The 16,533-nt window shown below is 71.9% G+C and carries 18 protein-coding genes and 6 tRNA genes; 9 read left to right on the top strand and 15 right to left on the bottom strand.

Annotated features, from left to right (window positions below; all coding sequences use genetic code 11):
• Positions 1-102 precede the first annotated feature (102 nt).
• A tRNA-Val gene (locus ABZY45_RS14930) sits at positions 103-174 on the bottom strand.
• A gap of 54 nt (positions 175-228) precedes the next feature.
• Entirely contained in the window at positions 229-684 is a 456-nt protein-coding gene (locus ABZY45_RS14935; protein WP_356739902.1) for a TIGR02611 family protein, read from the bottom strand.
• 189 nt (positions 685-873) lie between these two features.
• Here ABZY45_RS14935 and ABZY45_RS14940 point away from each other — a divergent pair, with 189 nt between their 5' ends.
• A complete protein-coding gene (locus ABZY45_RS14940; RefSeq protein WP_003959770.1) occupies positions 874-1,287 on the top strand; it encodes an SsgA family sporulation/cell division regulator in 414 nt (137 codons plus the stop codon).
• A 429-nt stretch (positions 1,288-1,716) separates the two neighbouring features.
• Positions 1,717-2,274: a CGNR zinc finger domain-containing protein gene (locus ABZY45_RS14945; RefSeq protein WP_356739904.1), complete on the top strand. Its 558-nt coding sequence runs from the start codon at positions 1,717-1,719 to the stop codon at positions 2,272-2,274.
• 51 nt (positions 2,275-2,325) lie between these two features.
• Here the strand turns inward: ABZY45_RS14945 and ABZY45_RS14950 are convergent, their stop codons facing one another.
• From ABZY45_RS14950 to ABZY45_RS14960, 3 genes are all read right to left on the bottom strand, one after another.
• Positions 2,326-2,481 carry a hypothetical protein gene (locus tag ABZY45_RS14950; protein WP_356739906.1) on the bottom strand — a complete coding sequence of 52 codons (156 nt, stop codon included), beginning with the start codon at positions 2,479-2,481 and terminating at the stop codon, positions 2,326-2,328.
• 166 nt (positions 2,482-2,647) lie between these two features.
• Positions 2,648-3,667 (bottom strand): LacI family DNA-binding transcriptional regulator, encoded by a 1,020-nt coding sequence (locus tag ABZY45_RS14955; protein ID WP_356739908.1) that lies wholly within the window; start codon positions 3,665-3,667, stop codon positions 2,648-2,650.
• 277 nt (positions 3,668-3,944) lie between these two features.
• On the bottom strand, positions 3,945-4,406 hold the full coding sequence (locus ABZY45_RS14960; protein WP_356739910.1) for a hypothetical protein: 462 nt from the start codon (positions 4,404-4,406) through the stop codon (positions 3,945-3,947).
• Between the two features lie 154 nt (positions 4,407-4,560).
• Between ABZY45_RS14960 and ABZY45_RS14965 the strand changes: the two genes are divergently transcribed.
• Entirely contained in the window at positions 4,561-5,076 is a 516-nt protein-coding gene (locus tag ABZY45_RS14965) for a DsbA family protein (RefSeq protein WP_356739912.1), read from the top strand.
• 128 nt (positions 5,077-5,204) lie between these two features.
• Here the strand turns inward: ABZY45_RS14965 and ABZY45_RS14970 are convergent, their stop codons facing one another.
• From ABZY45_RS14970 to ABZY45_RS14980, 3 genes are all read right to left on the bottom strand, one after another.
• On the bottom strand, positions 5,205-6,041 hold the full coding sequence (locus tag ABZY45_RS14970; RefSeq protein WP_356739914.1) for a GNAT family N-acetyltransferase: 837 nt from the start codon (positions 6,039-6,041) through the stop codon (positions 5,205-5,207).
• A 66-nt stretch (positions 6,042-6,107) separates the two neighbouring features.
• Entirely contained in the window at positions 6,108-6,929 is an 822-nt protein-coding gene (locus tag ABZY45_RS14975) for an aminodeoxychorismate lyase (RefSeq protein WP_356739916.1), read from the bottom strand.
• Positions 6,926-7,978, bottom strand: coding sequence for a chorismate-binding protein (locus ABZY45_RS14980; RefSeq protein ID WP_356739918.1), 1,053 nt, complete (start codon positions 7,976-7,978; stop codon positions 6,926-6,928). The genes ABZY45_RS14975 and ABZY45_RS14980 overlap by 4 nt, the downstream gene beginning before the upstream one ends.
• A 145-nt stretch (positions 7,979-8,123) precedes the next feature.
• Here ABZY45_RS14980 and ABZY45_RS14985 point away from each other — a divergent pair.
• The 5 genes from ABZY45_RS14985 (at position 8,124) to ABZY45_RS15005 (ending at position 8,569) form a co-directional block, all read left to right on the top strand.
• Positions 8,124-8,196 (top strand) — tRNA-Gly (locus ABZY45_RS14985).
• 37 nt (positions 8,197-8,233) lie between these two features.
• Positions 8,234-8,307, top strand: a tRNA-Cys gene (locus ABZY45_RS14990).
• Between the two features lies 1 nt (position 8,308).
• Positions 8,309-8,380 (top strand) — tRNA-Val (locus ABZY45_RS14995).
• Between the two features lie 19 nt (positions 8,381-8,399).
• A tRNA-Val gene (locus ABZY45_RS15000) sits at positions 8,400-8,471 on the top strand.
• A gap of 23 nt (positions 8,472-8,494) precedes the next feature.
• A tRNA-Val gene (locus tag ABZY45_RS15005) sits at positions 8,495-8,569 on the top strand.
• 154 nt (positions 8,570-8,723) lie between these two features.
• On the opposite strand, the gene ABZY45_RS15010 is transcribed toward ABZY45_RS15005, so the two are convergent.
• From ABZY45_RS15010 to ABZY45_RS15030, 5 genes are all read right to left on the bottom strand, one after another.
• On the bottom strand, positions 8,724-10,073 hold the full coding sequence (locus tag ABZY45_RS15010; RefSeq protein ID WP_356739920.1) for an OFA family MFS transporter: 1,350 nt from the start codon (positions 10,071-10,073) through the stop codon (positions 8,724-8,726).
• Positions 10,074-10,202: 129 nt separating this feature from the next.
• Positions 10,203-10,487 (bottom strand): zf-TFIIB domain-containing protein, encoded by a 285-nt coding sequence (locus tag ABZY45_RS15015; RefSeq protein WP_014157293.1) that lies wholly within the window; start codon positions 10,485-10,487, stop codon positions 10,203-10,205.
• A 61-nt stretch (positions 10,488-10,548) separates the two neighbouring features.
• On the bottom strand, positions 10,549-11,511 hold the full coding sequence (locus ABZY45_RS15020; RefSeq protein ID WP_356739922.1) for an aminoglycoside phosphotransferase family protein: 963 nt from the start codon (positions 11,509-11,511) through the stop codon (positions 10,549-10,551).
• Between the two features lie 260 nt (positions 11,512-11,771).
• Entirely contained in the window at positions 11,772-11,978 is a 207-nt protein-coding gene (locus ABZY45_RS15025) for a hypothetical protein (RefSeq protein WP_356739924.1), read from the bottom strand.
• A gap of 406 nt (positions 11,979-12,384) precedes the next feature.
• Positions 12,385-12,645: a hypothetical protein gene (locus ABZY45_RS15030; protein ID WP_356739926.1), complete on the bottom strand. Its 261-nt coding sequence runs from the start codon at positions 12,643-12,645 to the stop codon at positions 12,385-12,387.
• Between the two features lie 206 nt (positions 12,646-12,851).
• On the opposite strand from ABZY45_RS15030, the gene ABZY45_RS15035 reads away from it, so the two are divergent.
• Positions 12,852-14,222 carry a serine/threonine-protein kinase gene (locus ABZY45_RS15035; protein ID WP_356739928.1) on the top strand — a complete coding sequence of 457 codons (1,371 nt, stop codon included), beginning with the start codon at positions 12,852-12,854 and terminating at the stop codon, positions 14,220-14,222.
• Here ABZY45_RS15035 and ABZY45_RS15040 read toward each other — a convergent pair.
• Positions 14,195-15,019 carry an RNA methyltransferase gene (locus ABZY45_RS15040; protein WP_356739930.1) on the bottom strand — a complete coding sequence of 275 codons (825 nt, stop codon included), beginning with the start codon at positions 15,017-15,019 and terminating at the stop codon, positions 14,195-14,197. The genes ABZY45_RS15035 and ABZY45_RS15040 overlap by 28 nt on opposite strands.
• A gap of 69 nt (positions 15,020-15,088) precedes the next feature.
• Positions 15,089-16,342, bottom strand: coding sequence for a uroporphyrinogen-III C-methyltransferase (cobA, locus tag ABZY45_RS15045; protein WP_356739932.1), 1,254 nt, complete (start codon positions 16,340-16,342; stop codon positions 15,089-15,091).
• Positions 16,343-16,533: the final 191 nt, after the last annotated feature.

The raw sequence follows: 16,533 nt of genomic DNA on the forward strand, positions 1-16,533 counted from the left end.
TCGGCGGGCCGAACAGACCCGGGGCCGGGCGCCACCAAGGCGCACCCGGAAACGCCGATGGCCCGGAAGCTTCTCAGAAGCTTCCGGGCCATCGGACCGGGGTGGGCGATACTGGGTTCGAACCAGTGACCTCTTCGGTGTGAACGAAGCGCTCTCCCACTGAGCTAATCGCCCCGGCGCACGGCATACATTACCCCATGTCAGCGGCGCCTTCGGACCATCACCGGATCACTGGTCGATCTTCCACGGCATCACGATGCCGAACTTCCAGACGTAGATCCCGACCAGCACCGCGACGATCAGCAGCCCCAGCGTGGTGAGGATGATGTTGCGCCGCCGGACCTTGGGGTCGAGGGCGCGCTGGGCGGCCTCCGTGACCTTGCGCCGGGTCCAGCGCAGGACGAGCTGCGCCCAGACGAACTCGGTCGCCCAGATCGCCATACCACCGAAGATCACCAGCCACCCGGGGCCCGGCAGCGGCAGCATCACGATGCCCGCGCCGACCACCGCCAGGCCGACGACGAAGATCCCGACCTGCCAGCTCAGGTGAAGCACCCGCGACGCCCGGATGTACCGGGGGGCCCGGGACCCCAGCTCACGCTCCGCCGTCCGTTCGTCCCCCGTGGCGGAGCCGGGCGCCGATGTCGCGGCGACCACTTTCCGCTCGTCACTCTCCGCGTTCATGGAGCCAACCTACCCGAACGGCGATCGTCACCGGAATGGACGCATGACCCAAAGTTACACACCGCTGCACGAGGGACCCGAAGCATCACAAATAGGTCAGAGGGGTTTACAACGCCACCGTAGGTGGCATGTCGATTTCGCCGACGTGCGAATCCCCGAGCGCACACTGAGCGAAAGGCCCTGGCGCTTATGAACACCACGGTCAGCTGCGAGCTGCACCTGCGCCTCGTTGTGTCGAGCGAGTCCTCACTGCCTGTACCCGCGGGCCTGCGGTATGACACGGCCGATCCCTATGCCGTGCACGCCACCTTCCACACCGGAGCGGAGGAGACGGTCGAGTGGGTTTTCGCCCGTGACCTCCTGGCCGAGGGGCTGCACCGGCCCACCGGCACCGGAGACGTCCGCGTCTGGCCATCTCGTAGTCACGGCCAAGGCGTCGTCTGCATCGCGCTGAGCTCCCCTGAGGGCGAAGCCCTGCTCGAAGCCCCGGCGCGGGCCCTGGAGTCGTTCCTGAAAAGGACCGACGCCGCGGTCCCGCCGGGCACCGAGCACCGTCACTTCGACCTCGATACGGAGCTCTCACACATCCTGGCCGAGAGCTGAGCCAGGCCGAGAGCTGCGGGACGCCGTCCGACTCGGGGAGACGGCGTCGCGCGGACAACCTCATAGGGCGGACACCGGCGCCGTCGCCGCGGAACCCACCGCGGCGGCGGCGCCGGCGCGCACGGTGGGTACCCCCGGCGCGTGGTGGGCACCAACCGGGACTCGGCCCGCGGACGCGCGAGGGCGGCCGGTGGGCGCCGGTAAGACAGCCGCCCCACGGGCACCGCGCACACCACGCACCCGCCTGCTCCCGGGGCGCCCTGGAGAGCCCGCCGGGCGCCCCACAGGCCCCCGAGGACCGCCCGGCGCCACCGCCCGGGCCTCTCGTGGCGCCCGAAAGCCCACACCGGGCCCTGAGCGCCTCCGCCGAGCCAGTAGAGTCAGCCCGCATCGGCGGGCGCCCGTCCGCCGGAGGCCAGGGAGCGAAGCGTGCTGATCCCACACGACACCCGGATCGCCCTCGAAACGGTGGTCGATCTGGTGAACACCGCACCGGAGACCGCCGCGGGCGACGGGCTCGCCGACCTCGCCGCGCTCTACGGCTTCGCGGAGCGCCACCACATCAGCGGCGTCGGGACCCTCACCGAGAAGGACCTGCGCGCCGTGCAGGACGTACGGAGCCGCTTCGCCGAGATATTCGCGGCGCCCGACGCCCGTACCGCGGCGGACCTCGTCAACGGGCTGGTCGCCGCCGCCGGCACCACTCCGCAGCTCACCAACCACGACGGTTACGACTGGCACGTCCACTACTTCGCTCCGGACGCCTCGATCGCGGATCACCTGGCTGCCGACTGCGGCATGGCCCTGGCCTTCATCGTCGTGGCGGGCGAGCAGGAACGGCTGCGGCGCTGCGAGGCTCCGGACTGCCTGGACGCCTTCGTCGACCTGTCGCGCAACCGCTCCCGGCGCTACTGCTCGAGCCGCACCTGCGGTAACCGGCTCCATGTCGCCGCGTACCGCGCGCGGCGCCGCGAGGCGGCCGGCTGATCACCGCAGGGCCTGAGAGCAGCAGGAGACCGCGCCGGTCGCCCCACGGCCTCACAGCAGTAAGAGATCGTGCAGGGCGGCCATGAGCAACAGGCTGCCGACCACCGTCAGGAAGATCATCAGGGGCGGCTGGGAAAGCGCGAAGAGGCAGCCACGCGGCTCTTCGGCAGGGGGTGCGGGGGCGTCGCCCCGGGATGTGTCCACCATCTCGTAGTGATCATGACGCAGAGCGGACCCCGTTGGCGATCAACGGACCCTTTTCCAGGGCTGGTTCACCCTCTCCGGGACCTGCGAAATCGCTCCCGTGCCCGAACGGCACCCATGTGTTCGCGCCACGGGTGCGGCGAAGGTCCGCGCGCCCCGCTCCCGGAGCTCAGCGCGGAGCCGCGCTGGAGGCGCGCACCACCAGTTCCGGCTGAAGGACCACGCTGCGGTGCCGGTGGCTGCCGTCCTCGTCGTCCGCCTCCTCCAGAAGCAGTTCCGCCGCCATGCGGCCCATGACCACGGCGGGCTGCCGGACGGAGGTGAGAGGAACGGCGGCCGCCGCCGCGAACTCGATGTCGTCGTAACCGACGATGGCGACATCCTGGGGCACCCGCACCCCGGCCGCGTACAGCGACTGCAGGACACCGAGCGCCAGCAGGTCGTTGGCACAGAAGACGGCCGTCGGCCGCGGTACGAGGCCCAGCAGCCGGGCCCCCGCGTCACGGCCCGCCGCGACGTCAAGGCGGTCGGAGGGGATCTCGACCAGGGCTTCCGGGCCGAGCCCGGCCTCGGCGAGCGCCGCGAGGGCACCCTGCCGGCGGTCCCGGATCTGGTGGAGGTCTCCCGGTCCGCTGACGTAGGCGACGGAGCGGTGACCCGCCGACACGAGATGCCCGACGGCCAGCATGCCGCCGCGCACGTCGTCCACCGAGACGGCGCAGGTGTCGGTGGACGCCGCCACCCGGTCGACCAGCACATGGGGAATGCGGTGACGGGCGAAGGCCTCGAGGTTGCCGCCGGTGGCATCGGCCGGGGTGACGAGCACGCCGCAGACCCGCTGCTCGGCGAAGAGCCCCAGATATTCGGCCTCCTCCTCCTGGCTCTGGCCGCTGTTGCAGACCATCACACCGAGACCGGCCTCCCGCGCCGCGCGCTCGGCGCCACGGGCGATGTCCACGAAGAAGGGGTTGCCCATGTCCAGCACGAGCAGGGCCATGATCCGGCTCCGGCCGGCCCTGAGCTGCCTGGCCGACTCGCTGCGTACGTAACCGAGCTCCTCGATCGCGGCGAGCACCCTGGCGCGGGTGTCGGGGAGCACCGCCTCGGGGCGGTTGATCACGTTGGAGACCGTGCCCACCGAGACTCCGGCCTGCCGGGCCACGTCCTTGATGCCTGCCACACGCCCCACTTGTCCTGCCCCACTGATGCGTTCGGCCGCCGCAGGTCGGCGCCGGGTCTCCCTGGTCCGCGGGCGGACGTCCGGCTCGATCCGTCCGACCGTCGCCCTGACCGCACCCTGGGATTGAATTGTTTCAATCCGTCCGGGACGCTAGCCGCACCCCGGGGACACCGTCAAGATCCGGACTGCGCAACCCGAATATACCGACGTGCGGCGCCCTCGGGGATTAGCGCTGCCGCATTTCGGCATGAATCGATTCATATCCAGCAGTTCCGCGAGGCACCGGTCAGATGCCGTGCTTCTTCAGAATGGCCTCGATGTCGCTGAAGTCGTCGCCGGGCGCCGTCTCCCGCTGCTTCTTCCGCGGCTCGGCCTGTGCCTGCGGGGCCGCCGCACCGGATCCCGAGGTCAGCGACGGCGACGAGGCCGCCGGGGCGACGGCAGCGCCCCGCTCCGCCTTCCGGGCGGCCCTGCGCTCCTTGCGCGTCGATCCGGCGCGGCGTTCCACGGCCCGCGTGGTCATGAAGAGCAGCCAGGCGACGGCCAGCAGACCGAAGCCGATCCAGACGCTCGGCTTGAAGGCGATGTCCGACACCCACTGGACGACCCCGGTCATCACCAGCCCCAGAGGCACCAGCGAGTAGGCGGCGATCCGGGTCGCCGCGAGGAACCGCTTGCGGTACGCGGTGATCGCGGCGACACCCAGGCCGGCCGCCGACACCGCGGAACAGATGGTCTCGGCAAGCATCGGGGCCTCCAGCGATCGGAAAACTGTCCTTCCATCCTGCACCGGTCGCCGCCGGCGGGGCCACGGTTCAGAACCACATCAGGGACATTTCAGGGCCGTGCTCCTCCCCAGGTCCCGGTTGGGGCGCGTGGGTCCGGCCTGAAAGACTGATTCCATGAGCGATTCCCCCTCCGCAGCGCCGGTCGTCCTCGACCTCTGGTGCGAGCTCGAGTGCCCCGACTGCCACCAGGCCCTCTCCGATGTCCACGCCCTGCGCGCCCGCTACGGCGACCGGCTGGAGATCCGGCTGCGTCACTTCCCCCTGGAGAAGCACAAGCACGCCTACGCGGCGGCCCAGGCGGCCGAGGAGGCCGTCGTCCAGGGCAAGGGATGGCCGTACATCGAGGCCGTCCTGGCCCGCACCGCCGACCTCGCGCGCGGCGGCGAGCCCCTGCTGCTGGAGGTGGCTCGCGAACTGGACCTGGACGCCGAGGAGTTCGACACTGCTCTGATCGACGGCCGGCACCTGCTGATCGTGGACGCGGACCAGGCCGAGGGCAAGGCGATCGGGGTCACCGGTACGCCGACGTATGTGATCGGCGACGAGCGGCTCGACGGCGGGAAGAGCCAGGAGGGCCTGCGCGCGCGGATCGAGGAGATCGCCGACCGGCTGCTGGCCGCCCAGGGCTGAGCGGCCTGCCCGCCGTCGAGGCCGGGGCGGGCCCGAGCCGGTGCGCCGGGCCGGGGAGCCCGCGTCGGCCGAGCGCCGGACCGCGGGCGTACGCCACAGCCTGCCACCGGCCGGGTCGTCGTCGTCCTCTACAGCGCCTTGGCCAGGTTGTACTGGGTGACCTCGTAGCCGAGCGACTCGTACAGCCGCAGTGCGGGTGTGTTCGAGGCGAAGACGTGCAGACCCAGCAGCCCCAGGCCCGCGTCGAGCGTGATGCCCTCCGCGAGGTGCATCAGCGCCCGGCCGTACCCCCGGCCCCGGTTCCCCTCGCGCACCTCGACGTCGAACACGTAGCCGAGATCCTCGGCGTGGGGGCTCTCGCGCCGCGCGACCCAGACGTGGCCGACGACGGCCTCCCCGTGGACGAGGACATGGAAGTGCATGCCCGGGGTGTTCTGCCCCTCCGGCAGGTTCGCCGCGTGGTCGGCCTCGGACTTGAGCCTGGCCTGCTCCTCGGGGACCCCGCGCTCCATCCAGCTCCGCGCGTACGTCTCGACGCCGGTGGCGGCCCACTCGGCGTACTCCCGCTCCGTCATGGGGCGGCCGGTGACGCCGGCCGGCAGGGCGGGGGCCGTCCGCCGGAGCGTCTTCAGCATGTTCCGGCTGCGCTCGGTGTAGCCGAGCACGGCCGCCAGGGCCCGGGCGGCCTCGTTGCCCGCGGGGGCGACCAGGCGGACCTGGGTGCAGCCCCAGCTCCGCAGCACCTCCTCCGCCGCGAGCGCGGCGATCGTGCCCCGGCCGCGCCTGCGGTCCGGTTCCCCGATGCTGAGCGACTGCAGTATCCCCGCCGTGGGCCCGAAGGCGGGATCGGTGGAGATGGCGACGGTCCCGACGGGTCGTCCGTTGTCGCAGACCTCGTAGGTGCGTGCCCGCGCGCCGTCGGCGCCTTGCTCGATCGGCCCGGCCGGCCGGAGGGTGGTGGTCATCAGGGTGTTCTATCCGCTGGAGGGCGGCCCGTCACCCCCATTACGGAAGCCGGGCCGCCGGCGTGCTCACGGATCGAGGTCGTCGGACGCGCGCTCGTCGAAGATCCGGGCCGCCTTCGCCGTGACCGGCCCCGGGGCCCCGGGCAGCTGCCGGCCGTCGACCCGGTGGACGGCCTGGATGTCGCGGAGCGTCGAGGTCAGGAAGATCTCGTCGGCCCGTTCCAGCACGTCCAGGGGGAGGTCCGTCTCCTGGGCGCCCGTCCACTCGACGGCCAGGGCCCGGGTGATTCCCGCGAGGCAGCCCGAGGCGACGGGAGGGGTGTGGATGCGGCCGTCGAGGACGACGAAGACGTTGGAACCGGTGCCCTCGCAGAGCTGCCCCACCGTGTTGGCGAAGAGCGCCTCCGACGCACCCTGCGCGTGGGCGCGCGCGAGGGCGATGACGTTCTCGGCGTACGAGGTGGTCTTGAGGCCCGTCACCGCTCCGCGTTCGTTGCGCGTCCAGGGGACCGTGATCACGGCCGTGCTGTCGGGGCGGCGGGAGACCTCCCCCTGGGCGACGATCAGGCTGGGGCCCGCGTCGCCACGGTCGGAGCCGAGCGGGGAGAGTCCCCCGGTGTAGGTGATCCGCAGCCGGCCGAGCTCCATGGGGTTGGCCTCGACGACGGCGGCCACCGCCCGGCGGACCTCGTCCTGGTCGGGCTCGGCCAGGCCCAGCCCCGTGGCGGAGCGCGTCAGTCGGTCGATGTGCCGGGTGAGGGCGAAGGGCCGGCCCCCGGCGACCCTGACCGTCTCGAAGACGCCGTCCCCCACGGTCAGCCCGTGGTCGAGCACGGACAGCCGTGCGTCATCGGCATCGCGCAGCCCGCCGTTGACCCAGATCCTCATGACGCGGTCCTTCCTGTCTCCTCGTATGCGCCTGACGCTACAGCGAGCAGCCGGGAGGCCTTGAGCTCGGTCTCCGCCCATTCGCGGGCCGGGTCGGAGCCCCAGGTGATGCCGGCTCCGGTCCCGAAGCGCAGGAGCGGCTCGGGACCGGTGCGGTCGATCCAGAAGGTCCTTATGCCGACGGCCAGTTCGGCGGCTCCCCGGTCCGCGTCCACCCAGCCGACGGCTCCGCAGTAGGGGCCGCGGGGGGCCGTCTCCAGAGCGTCGATGATCCGTAGCGCGCTGGACTTGGGCGCGCCGGTGACGGATCCGGGCGGGAACGCCGCGGTGAGCAGTTCGGGCCAGCCGGCGTCGTCGGCGAGCCGCCCGCGCACGGTGGAGACGAGGTGGACGAGCCCGGGGTGCTTCTCCACCACGCAGAGGTCGGGGACGCTCACGCTGCCGGTGGCACAGACGCGGCCCAGATCGTTGCGGACCAGGTCCACGATCATCACGTTCTCCGCGTGGTCCTTCTCCAGGAGGTCGTCCTCGGTGCGTCCCGTCCCCTTGATCGGGCCGGATTCGACGGTCCGGCCGTCGCGGGCGAGGAAGAGCTCGGGAGACGCGGTCGCGATCTCCACGCCGTGCCCGGGCAGCCGGATGGTCCCCGCGTACGGCGCCGGGTTGCCCCGGGCCAGCAGCGCGGTGAGCGCGTCCACGTCGGCGCCCGGGTCGGGCAGCGGGGCGGAGAGCACCCGGCAGAGGTTTGCCTGGTAGACCTCGCCGGCCGCTATGTGTTCACGGATCCGTCGCACCCCCGCCTTGTAGGCGTCCTCGTCCAGTGATGTCGTCCAGTCGTCCGGGGCCGGACCGCGCCAGGCTCCGGGCACCGGAAGGGGGACCTGCTCGGACCGTACGGTGGCGAAGCGCGCGCAGACGAGACGGCCTTCGAAGTCGGCGGACACCGCCCAGAAACCGGACGATCCGAGAGCGGCCGGATCGCTGGTCACGTCCTGCAGACCGGTGGCGACGAGGCCGCTGAAGCGGGCGAGGGGGGTGAGGTCGTGCACGCCGTCGAGTCTAGGACGGCGAGCGGTGACCCGCGGGTGCGCGACGGTGGCGCAGCACGCTGCGCAAACGCGTTTTTGTGCTGGCCCGGTAATCCGCTAGAGTTCAACACGTCGCCGGGACGCGCAAGCGGACCGGGAAGGACAAGCGGACGTAGCTCAGTTGGTAGAGCGCAACCTTGCCAAGGTTGAGGTCGCCAGTTCGAACCTGGTCGTCCGCTCGCAGAAGGTGGGGGATCTTCCCGAACTCCCACCCCTGGTGGAGTGGCCGAGAGGCGAGGCAACGGCCTGCAAAGCCGTCTACACGGGTTCAAATCCCGTCTCCACCTCCAAGGACGATTAGCTCAGCGGGAGAGCACTTCCCTGACACGGAAGGGGTCACTGGTTCAATCCCAGTATCGTCCACCGATCCGCAAGGATCCCCGCGCGATTAGCTCAGCGGGAGAGCGCTTCCCTGACACGGAAGAGGTCACTGGTTCAATCCCAGTATCGCGCACGCAGTACACGCAGGGTCACCCTGCGCGATTAGCTCAGCGGGAGAGCGCTTCCCTGACACGGAAGAGGTCACTGGTTCAATCCCAGTATCGCGCACCAGCAAGAACCCCCGGTCGTCTCGACGACCGGGGGTTCTTTCGTGGGCCTGGGGGCCGGTCAGCCGGTGAATAGCTGGGTGGCCTTGCGGGCGAGCTCGTACAGTCCGTAGGCGAACGGCACGGCGACCCAGAGCCAGACGAACACCATGAGCGGCTTACGACTGCTGGTGGACACGGGGACTCCCTTCCTGTGCCTCGTGGAAGCGTGCGTGGACGGGGCGGATGCACTCGTTGGCGACGAAGCCGACGACCAGCAGGCCGATCATGATGGTCAGCGAGGTCGTGTAGAGGCTGGGGCCGCTGTGACCGGCCCGCTCCCCCGCGTCGGCGACGCGGTTGACGATCAGCGGACCCAGCACGCCGGCGGTGGACCAGGCGGTCAGCAGACGGCCGTGGATGGCCCCGACCTGGTACGTGCCGAAGAGGTCCCTCAGATAGGCGGGCGCGGTCGCGAACCCTCCGCCGTAGAAGGAGAGGATCACCAGCGCGCAGCAGATGAAGAGCGGCTTGGAGTCGTTGCCGAGCTGGGCTATGACGACGTACATGAGTGCCCCGACGCCGAGGTAGACCCGGTACATGTTCTTGCGGCCGATGAGGTCCGATGTGGAGGACCAGAGGAGTCTGCCGCCCATGTTGGCCAGCGAGAGGAGGGCGACGAAGCCCGCCGCCGCGGAGACCGAGACCGGGGTGGAGGTGTCCGCGAAGAAGTCCTGGATCATGGGCACGGCCTTCTCCAGGATGCCGATGCCCGCGGTGACGTTCATGCACAGGACGACCCACAGGCACCAGAACTGCGGCGTGCGCAGGGCGTTGCGCGCGGACACCTGGGCGTTGGTGACGAGCCTCCGGGTCTCCTGCTTGGGTTCCCAGCCGTCGGGGAGCCAGCCCTCCGGCGGTACCCGGACGAGGAACACGCCCAGCGCCATGAAGGCGGCGTAGACGACACCGTGCACGAGGAAGGCGGTGGCGATGCCTGAGCGGTCCGTACCGAAGCTCTCCAGCATCCCGGTGGACCAGGGCGAGGCGATGAGGGCGCCGCCGCCGAACCCCATGATGGCGATGCCCGTGGCCATGCCGGGGCGGTCGGGGAACCACTTGATGAGGGTGGAGACCGGCGAGATGTAGCCGATGCCGAGCCCGATGCCGCCGATGAAGCCGTAGCCGAGGACGACGAGCCAGTACTGGCCGGTCGCGGCGCCGAGCGAGGCGACGAGGAAGCCGGAGGAGAAGCAGACCAGGGAGACGAACATCGCCCAGCGGGGGCCGTTGCGTTCGACGAGCGTGCCGCCGAAGGCCGCGGAGAGCCCGAGCATGACGATGCCCAGCTGGAACGGCAGGGCGCTCGCGGTGCCCGACAGGTCGAGCGCGGATTCCAGCGGTGGCTTGAACACGCTCCAGGCGTAGGCCTGTCCGATGGAGAGGTGCACGGCGAGCGCGGCGGGTGGCACGAGCCAGCGGCTCCACCCCGGGGGCGCGACAGTTCGGGACCTGTCGAGGAAGTTCATGATCCCGCACTCTAGGCACCAGCCATGGCCATGACTAGATCATGAACGGAAGTCCGTCGACCGTATGCAATGCGGGTCCGGGCGCGGGGCCCGGACCCGCCCGGCGGCGTCGGCCGCGCGGCAGACCGGTCAGGAGGAGAACAGCATCCGGCCGAAGCTCTTCTGACGGTGGTGGCCTCCGTAGTGACCGCCCTGGTGCGGCGCGCCCCAGGCGGGTGCGGGGGCGGCGGGGTAGGCCTGCGGGGCGGGCGGGGCAGGCGGCGCCTGCTGGGCCCACTGGGACTCCAGGCGGGTCAGGGACTCCAGCTCGCCGTAGTCCAGGAATATCCCCCGGCAGCCGCTGCACTGCTCGATCTGGACACCGTTGCGGTTGTACGTGTGCATCTGGGCGTGACACTTGGGGCACTGGATCATCGAATCGGCTCCTCAGTCGTGAGACGTCGCCGGATGCATGCCCGGCGGCGATCGCTTCACCCTACGACGCGGTCTCGGACACCAACTCGGGCGGGAGGGAGGCAATACGGACACATGCATCGATCATCAACTGTTCCACCTCATCCGGACTGCGTCCCTCCGCAGCGGACTTGGCCAGGGCGAGGGCAGCCGTCTGCACCGTGAGCGCGCGCGCCGGCACGTCCAGGTCGGGCCAGGGATCCCCTTCGGCGCGCACCGCGGGGCCGCCGGCGGCGCGATAGGTGTCCAGGAAGCGCAGCCAGACCTCCGGGGGGAGCAGCCCCGCCGCGTACCAGGCGGCGGGGCGCGCCAGATCCCACGCGGGGTCGCCCGAACCGGCGTCGTCGACGTCGATCAGCAGCCAGGGTCCGTGCGGGGCGGGATGCCGGACGAGCTGGCCGAGGTGCAGGTCCCCGTGGCAGAGGAAGCCGTCCCTGCCCTCGGGCGTCCGCTCCTCGGCGCGGGCCCAGCCGGGGAGCCCGTGCCACGCCGCGAGGACCGGCGCTGTGGCCGGGTCCCCGGGGAGGGCCGCGCGCATCCGCGCGACGGCCCTGGCGGCCTTGGCCGGTCCGCGCATCGGCGGGAGCGGGCGGGGCGGCGGGGTGCTGTGCAGCCGGGCCAGCAGGACGGCGGCCTCTTCCCAGGGTGCGGCGTCCGGGTCGGAGGGGTCGACGGGTTCGCCGTACGGCCAGAGGCTCACCACGCGGCCTCCGGCGACGCGGGGCGGCGCGTCCCGGCCGGGGAGCGGCGGGAGCAGGATGCCCGCGAGCCGGGGAGCCGCGGCCAGGGACAGCCGGTCGGTCAGGGCCGGGACCTCGGCGTCGGGAGCGTGGGCCTTGGCGACGACCGGGCCGCTGCGGACCACCGTGCCGTCCGGCCGGTCCGCGAGCACCTGGGGCGGGGCGCAGACACATGCGGTGCTGAGGCGGTGGGCGGCGTCGTGCGCGAGGCCGCCCAGCACGCGTACGACAGGGGTGGTGGTCATCTGCTCGGCTCCCCCGACGGTGATCTGCCGACCCGCGGCCGGCCCGGGCGATCGTACGCGGGCCGCAGGCAGGACGGCGGGACGACCCCGGCGATCGACGCGGACCGCAGGCAGGCCGGCCAAAAGACCCCGGACAGCGCGATGTCCGGCCAGCTCCCCAGCTGGCCGGACAAACGCTGCCGCCCGCCGCACCCCCGTCCCCACGGGGCTGTTGGCCGGATGTCCCGGTCCGGACCGCTCTTCCGGACCCGGGGCGCCGCTCAGCGCCCCAGCATCACGCCCACGGACGACGCCTGTGTGACCACTGCGTCCCAGCCGCCGAAGACGACCACGAGCAGGGCCGCCAGAGGAAGAACCATCGCCGTCGCCACCAGCGGGTGGCGACGACCGGACGGGCGTGCGCCGAACGAGGCGTAGGCCCTGCGTCCCTGCGTGCGGATCATCGTCCGCGTGGCGGCGTCCGCCATGGTTCCTCTCCTGACCTGTTCCGGAGCGGCGGGCGTCTGGCCTCGGGGGACGAGTTCCTCGCCCGCCGCATGACTTCAACACTAGGGAGGCGCGAGCCACCCGGCGTCATGCCCGCGTACCGAATGCCGGGCCTCCCGGAGGATGAGCCGGTGCACTTCGGTGTACTCCCCTGGGTGGAGAAACTGTGCTGGTTGCGGTACCCAGCACCTAGGGGAACGCCGCGGATTCCCCCGTTCGGGCGGCGCGCGGCGGTGGTGCGGAAACGTCTCCTGCCGCGATCGCCGGCCGCTGGGCGGGGTCATGGGCGCCAGGAGCAGGTGCAGGCGTGCAGGTGCACAGAGGTGCTGTGCGGCGCGGGTGCTGTGCGGGGCGGGCCCGCCCGGACGCACAGCACCTGACACGGCACTACTGGGGGTCGAGGCCTCCGGCGAGCGGGCGCTCTGAGGCGTCCTCCCGGGGGACCGGCTGTTCGACCAGGGCGAGCACCCTGGTCGCCATGAAGCGGGCGGTACGGACAACTGATCCACTTCGGGTGACTTCACTCACTTCCACCACACCCCGACGGACCGCTGTCTCCACCCGGCGGCCCGCCCTGGAGGCCACCACTTCGTACGTCCTGGTCGTGTCACCCGCGTCCACGACTATTTCCACACGATCGCCCTTCATTGATCCAACTCCCCCTTCGGTGACGGATCTTTGGGATCTCGCACAGGTCACGGAGTCTGGATCCCCGGCTCCTTGACCACCCCTCAATTCTCCCACCGGGGACTGACAATCGATGAGGCGGTGAGGGCGCGGCCTCTGAGCGCGCCGCGCCGCGGGTACGTAAGCTGTGCCTCGTCAGGCGGACCGGCAGCGGGGATGGGCAGACGATGGCGATGATGCGGCTCCGGCGCGAGGACCCGCGTGTCGTCGGCTCGTTCAGGCTCCACCGGCGGCTCGGCGCGGGCGGCATGGGCGTCGTCTATCTCGGATCCGACCGGCGGGGCCAGCGGGTGGCGCTCAAGGTGATCAGGCCGGACCTGGCGGAGGATCAGGAGTTCCGCTCGCGTTTCGCACGCGAGGTGTCCGCCGCACGGAGGATCCGCGGCGGTTGTACGGCGCGCCTCGTGGCCGCCGACCTCGAGGCGGACCGCCCGTGGTTCGCCACCCAGTACGTACCCGGGCCGTCCCTCCACGACAAGGTCGTGGAGGAGGGCCCGCTGGCCGCCGCCGAGGTGGCCTCGATCGGGGCGGCGCTGTCGGAGGGGCTGGTGGCGGTGCACGAGGCAGGTGTCGTCCACCGTGACCTCAAGCCGTCGAACATCCTCCTCTCCCCCAAGGGCCCCCGGATCATCGACTTCGGTATCGCCTGGGCGACCGGCGCCAGCACGCTCACCCATGTCGGGACGGCGGTCGGCTCGCCCGGTTTCCTGGCGCCCGAGCAGGTGCGCGGCGCGGCCGTGACTCCGGCGACCGACGTGTTCTCGCTCGGCGCCACGCTTGCGTACGCGGCCATGGCCGACTCGCCCTTCGGCCACGGCAGTTCCGAAGTGATGCTCTACCGCGTGGTCCACGAGGAACCGCACCTGTTCGACGTGCACGACGCCCTCGCCCCACTCGTACGGGCATGTCTGGCGAAGGACCCCGAGGACCGGCCGAGCACGCTGCAGCTCTCCATGCGGCTCAAGGAGATCGCGGCCCGCGAGGCGCAGGGGCTGCAGGAGCGCAGGCCGCCCTCGCAGCGCGGCGAGCAGGAGCTGGACCGGCCGACGGGCCGGCTGGACGGTCCGTACACCGAGCAGTCCACCCGCCGTACGGCCGGAGGCATCGCCCAGCCTCCGCGCGCCCCGGGGCGGCGACCGGCGTCCTCGCGTCAGGCTCCGCCTCGTACCGGCGGCTCGCAGCCCCGGCCGTCCCGTAACGGCACACGGCCGGGCCGGCAGCCCAACGCGCCGAAGGGGACGAACGGCACCAACGGCAGGCCTGCCTCCCGTCCTGGTGTCCGGACGACCTCCGCGGGCAACGGCGGAAAGCGGCGGCCGGCGAATCCGCGGCTGCTGCGGCAACGGCTCGTCGTCTTCGTCGTGGTGACCCTGCTGGTGGCGCTGGGTATCGCCGCCGCCCAGGGGTGCCAGGGCCCCGCCCGCGGACTCGGCGGCTCTCCGTCGCGGACGTACGACGGAGCCGCCTCGCAGCCCGCGCGGTCGGCGGCTGCCGAGGGCTCCCCAGCCGGTCAGGCGGAGTCGGGCCGGGTCGCGTAGAAGACGACGGCGGAGGCCGCGGCGACGTTGAGCGAGTCGACTCCCGCGTCCATCGGGATCCGTACGTGGGCGTCGGCCGCGGCCAGTGCCGCGGGCGTGAGGCCGTCGCCTTCCGTACCGAAGACGAGCGCCAGCTTCTCGTGGCGCCGTGCGACGAGTTCGTCCAGTGTGATCGACCGGTCGCTGAGGCAGAGCGCGGCCGTGGTGAAGCCGGCCTCGCGCAGCAGGCTGACGTCCTCGGGCCATGAGGTCAGGCGGGTCCAGGGGACGTGGAAGACCGAGCCCATCGACACCTTCACCGCCCGCCGGTAGAGCGGGTCGGCGCAGCGCGGGGTGAGAAGGACGGCGTCCACGCCGAGTGCGGCGGCGTTGCGGAAGGCGGCACCGATGTTGGCGTGGTCGACGATGTCCTCGAACACGGCGACCCGCCGTACGTCACCCCGCTCCGGGGTGAGCAGGGCGCGGACGTCGGGCAGTGGCTCGCGCCGCATGGAGGCGAGGGCACCCCGGTGCACGTGGTAGCCGGTGACCCGCTCGGCCAGCTCCGGTGTCACCGCGTACACCGGAGCCGTGGCCTCGTCGATCACATCGCGCATGACGTCGATCCACTTGGCGGTGAGGAGCATGGACCGCATCTCGTACCCGGCGTTCCCGGCGCGCCGGATCACCTTCTCGCCCTCGGCGATGAACAGCCCCTCGGCGGGTTCTCTCCGGCGCCTGAGTTCGACGTCGGTCAGACCTGTGTAGTCGGCCAGCCGGGGGTCGTCCGGGTCGTCGACGGTGATGAGTTCAGCCACGGGGATCGCTACTGCCTTGTCGGGTGGTGGGATGCGGCGAGGGCCTGCCCTGGGCAGGCGTCCCCCGGCTCAGTCTGCGAGCGGTCCGGCCATGTCCGCGCCGACGGCGACGACATCGCCGATGACGATGACGGCCGGGGGCCGGACCTCTTCCGACACGACCCGCTCACCGACGGTCGCGAGGGTCGCGTCGACCCTGCGCTGGGCGGCCGTGGTGCCCTCCTGAACCAGGGCCACAGGGGTGTCGGGGGACTTGCCGTGGCTGATGAGCGCCTGCGAGATGGGGCCGATCTTGTCGACGGCCATCAGCAGGACCAGGGTGCCGCGCAGCTGCGCGAGGGCCTGCCAGTCGACCAGCGAGCGCGGGTCGTCGGGCGCCACATGGCCGCTGACCACGGTGAACTCATGGGCGACCCCACGGTGGGTGACGGGGATCCCGGCGGCGCCCGGCACGGAGATCGAGCTGGAGATTCCAGGGACGACGGTGCAGGCGATGCCCTCGGCGGCGAGTGCCTGCGCCTCCTCCATGCCGCGGCCGAAGACGAAGGGGTCGCCGCCCTTGAGGCGGACCACGGACTTGCCGGCCTTGACGTGGTCGATGAGCGCCTGGTTGATCGCCTCCTGCGCCATGTAACGGCCGTACGGGATCTTCGCGGCGTCGATGACCTCCACGTGCGGAGGCAGTTCGTCGAGCAGGTCACGCGGGCCGAGCCGGTCGGCGATGACGACGTCGGCCTCGGCGAGGAGACGGCGGCCACGGACCGTGATGAGGTCGGGGTCGCCGGGGCCTCCGCCGACCAGAGCCACCCCGGGAGCGCGGGTGCGGTGGTGCGGGGCGGCGAGCGTACCGTCACGCAGGCCCTCCACGATCGCGTCGCGCACCGCGGCGGAGTGCCGGGGGTCGCGGCCCTGCGAGGTGGTGGTGAGCACCGCGACGGTGATGCCTTCGCTGCGGCCGGTGGCGGGGGTCCAGGCCGTGGCCGCCTCGGCGTCGTCGCTGCGGACGCACCAGGTGCGGGTGCGTTCGGCCTCTGCTGACGCCGCGTCGTTGGCGGCCGCGTCGGACGACGCGACGAGCGCGTACCAGGTGTCGGCGAGGTCCCCGTCCTGGTACCTGCGGCGCTCCCAGCGGATCTCGCCCGTGTCGGCCATCGCCTCGACGGACGGCGTCGCGGACGGTGAGACGAGGGTGATGTCGGCTCCGGCCGCGATGAGGGCGGGCAGCCGGCGCTGGGCGACCTGGCCGCCGCCGACGACGACGACGCGGCGCCCGTTCAGGCGCAGTCCGACGGGGTAGGCAGGGTGATCGTCATGCTCGGCCATGGGCGGGCGGGCTCCTCGTGCAGGGTGCGGTGTGCTGCGGGCCGCTGCGGCGGTGGAGCGGCTGTGACGTGAGGTGGAGCGGTGGGGCGTGGGACCACGATACGGGGTGGCCCTGGCGAGGGGTTTCGCGGTGCGTCCGCCGTGGCCCGGGGCGGGCACGGCCTCCGGCCCTGGTCCGAACCCGTCCTGGT

This window comes from Streptomyces sp. NPDC006516 (assembly GCF_040611875.1).
Lineage (GTDB): Bacteria > Actinomycetota > Actinomycetes > Streptomycetales > Streptomycetaceae > Streptomyces.

Coding starts and splice junctions, on each gene's coding strand:
- ABZY45_RS14935 (WP_356739902.1), bottom strand. CDS start 684: ATGAACGCGGAGAGTGACGAGCGGAAAGTGGTCGCCGCGACATCGGCG.
- ABZY45_RS14940 (WP_003959770.1), top strand. CDS start 874: ATGAACACCACGGTCAGCTGCGAGCTGCACCTGCGCCTCGTTGTGTCG.
- ABZY45_RS14950 (WP_356739906.1), bottom strand. CDS start 2,481: ATGGTGGACACATCCCGGGGCGACGCCCCCGCACCCCCTGCCGAAGAG.
- ABZY45_RS14960 (WP_356739910.1), bottom strand. CDS start 4,406: ATGCTTGCCGAGACCATCTGTTCCGCGGTGTCGGCGGCCGGCCTGGGT.
- ABZY45_RS14965 (WP_356739912.1), top strand. CDS start 4,561: ATGAGCGATTCCCCCTCCGCAGCGCCGGTCGTCCTCGACCTCTGGTGC.
- ABZY45_RS14970 (WP_356739914.1), bottom strand. CDS start 6,041: ATGACCACCACCCTCCGGCCGGCCGGGCCGATCGAGCAAGGCGCCGAC.
- ABZY45_RS14975 (WP_356739916.1), bottom strand. CDS start 6,929: ATGAGGATCTGGGTCAACGGCGGGCTGCGCGATGCCGATGACGCACGG.
- ABZY45_RS15010 (WP_356739920.1), bottom strand. CDS start 10,073: ATGAACTTCCTCGACAGGTCCCGAACTGTCGCGCCCCCGGGGTGGAGC.
- ABZY45_RS15015 (WP_014157293.1), bottom strand. CDS start 10,487: ATGATCCAGTGCCCCAAGTGTCACGCCCAGATGCACACGTACAACCGC.
- ABZY45_RS15020 (WP_356739922.1), bottom strand. CDS start 11,511: ATGACCACCACCCCTGTCGTACGCGTGCTGGGCGGCCTCGCGCACGAC.
- ABZY45_RS15025 (WP_356739924.1), bottom strand. CDS start 11,978: ATGGCGGACGCCGCCACGCGGACGATGATCCGCACGCAGGGACGCAGG.
- ABZY45_RS15030 (WP_356739926.1), bottom strand. CDS start 12,645: ATGAAGGGCGATCGTGTGGAAATAGTCGTGGACGCGGGTGACACGACC.
- ABZY45_RS15035 (WP_356739928.1), top strand. CDS start 12,852: ATGGCGATGATGCGGCTCCGGCGCGAGGACCCGCGTGTCGTCGGCTCG.
- cobA (WP_356739932.1), bottom strand. CDS start 16,342: ATGGCCGAGCATGACGATCACCCTGCCTACCCCGTCGGACTGCGCCTG.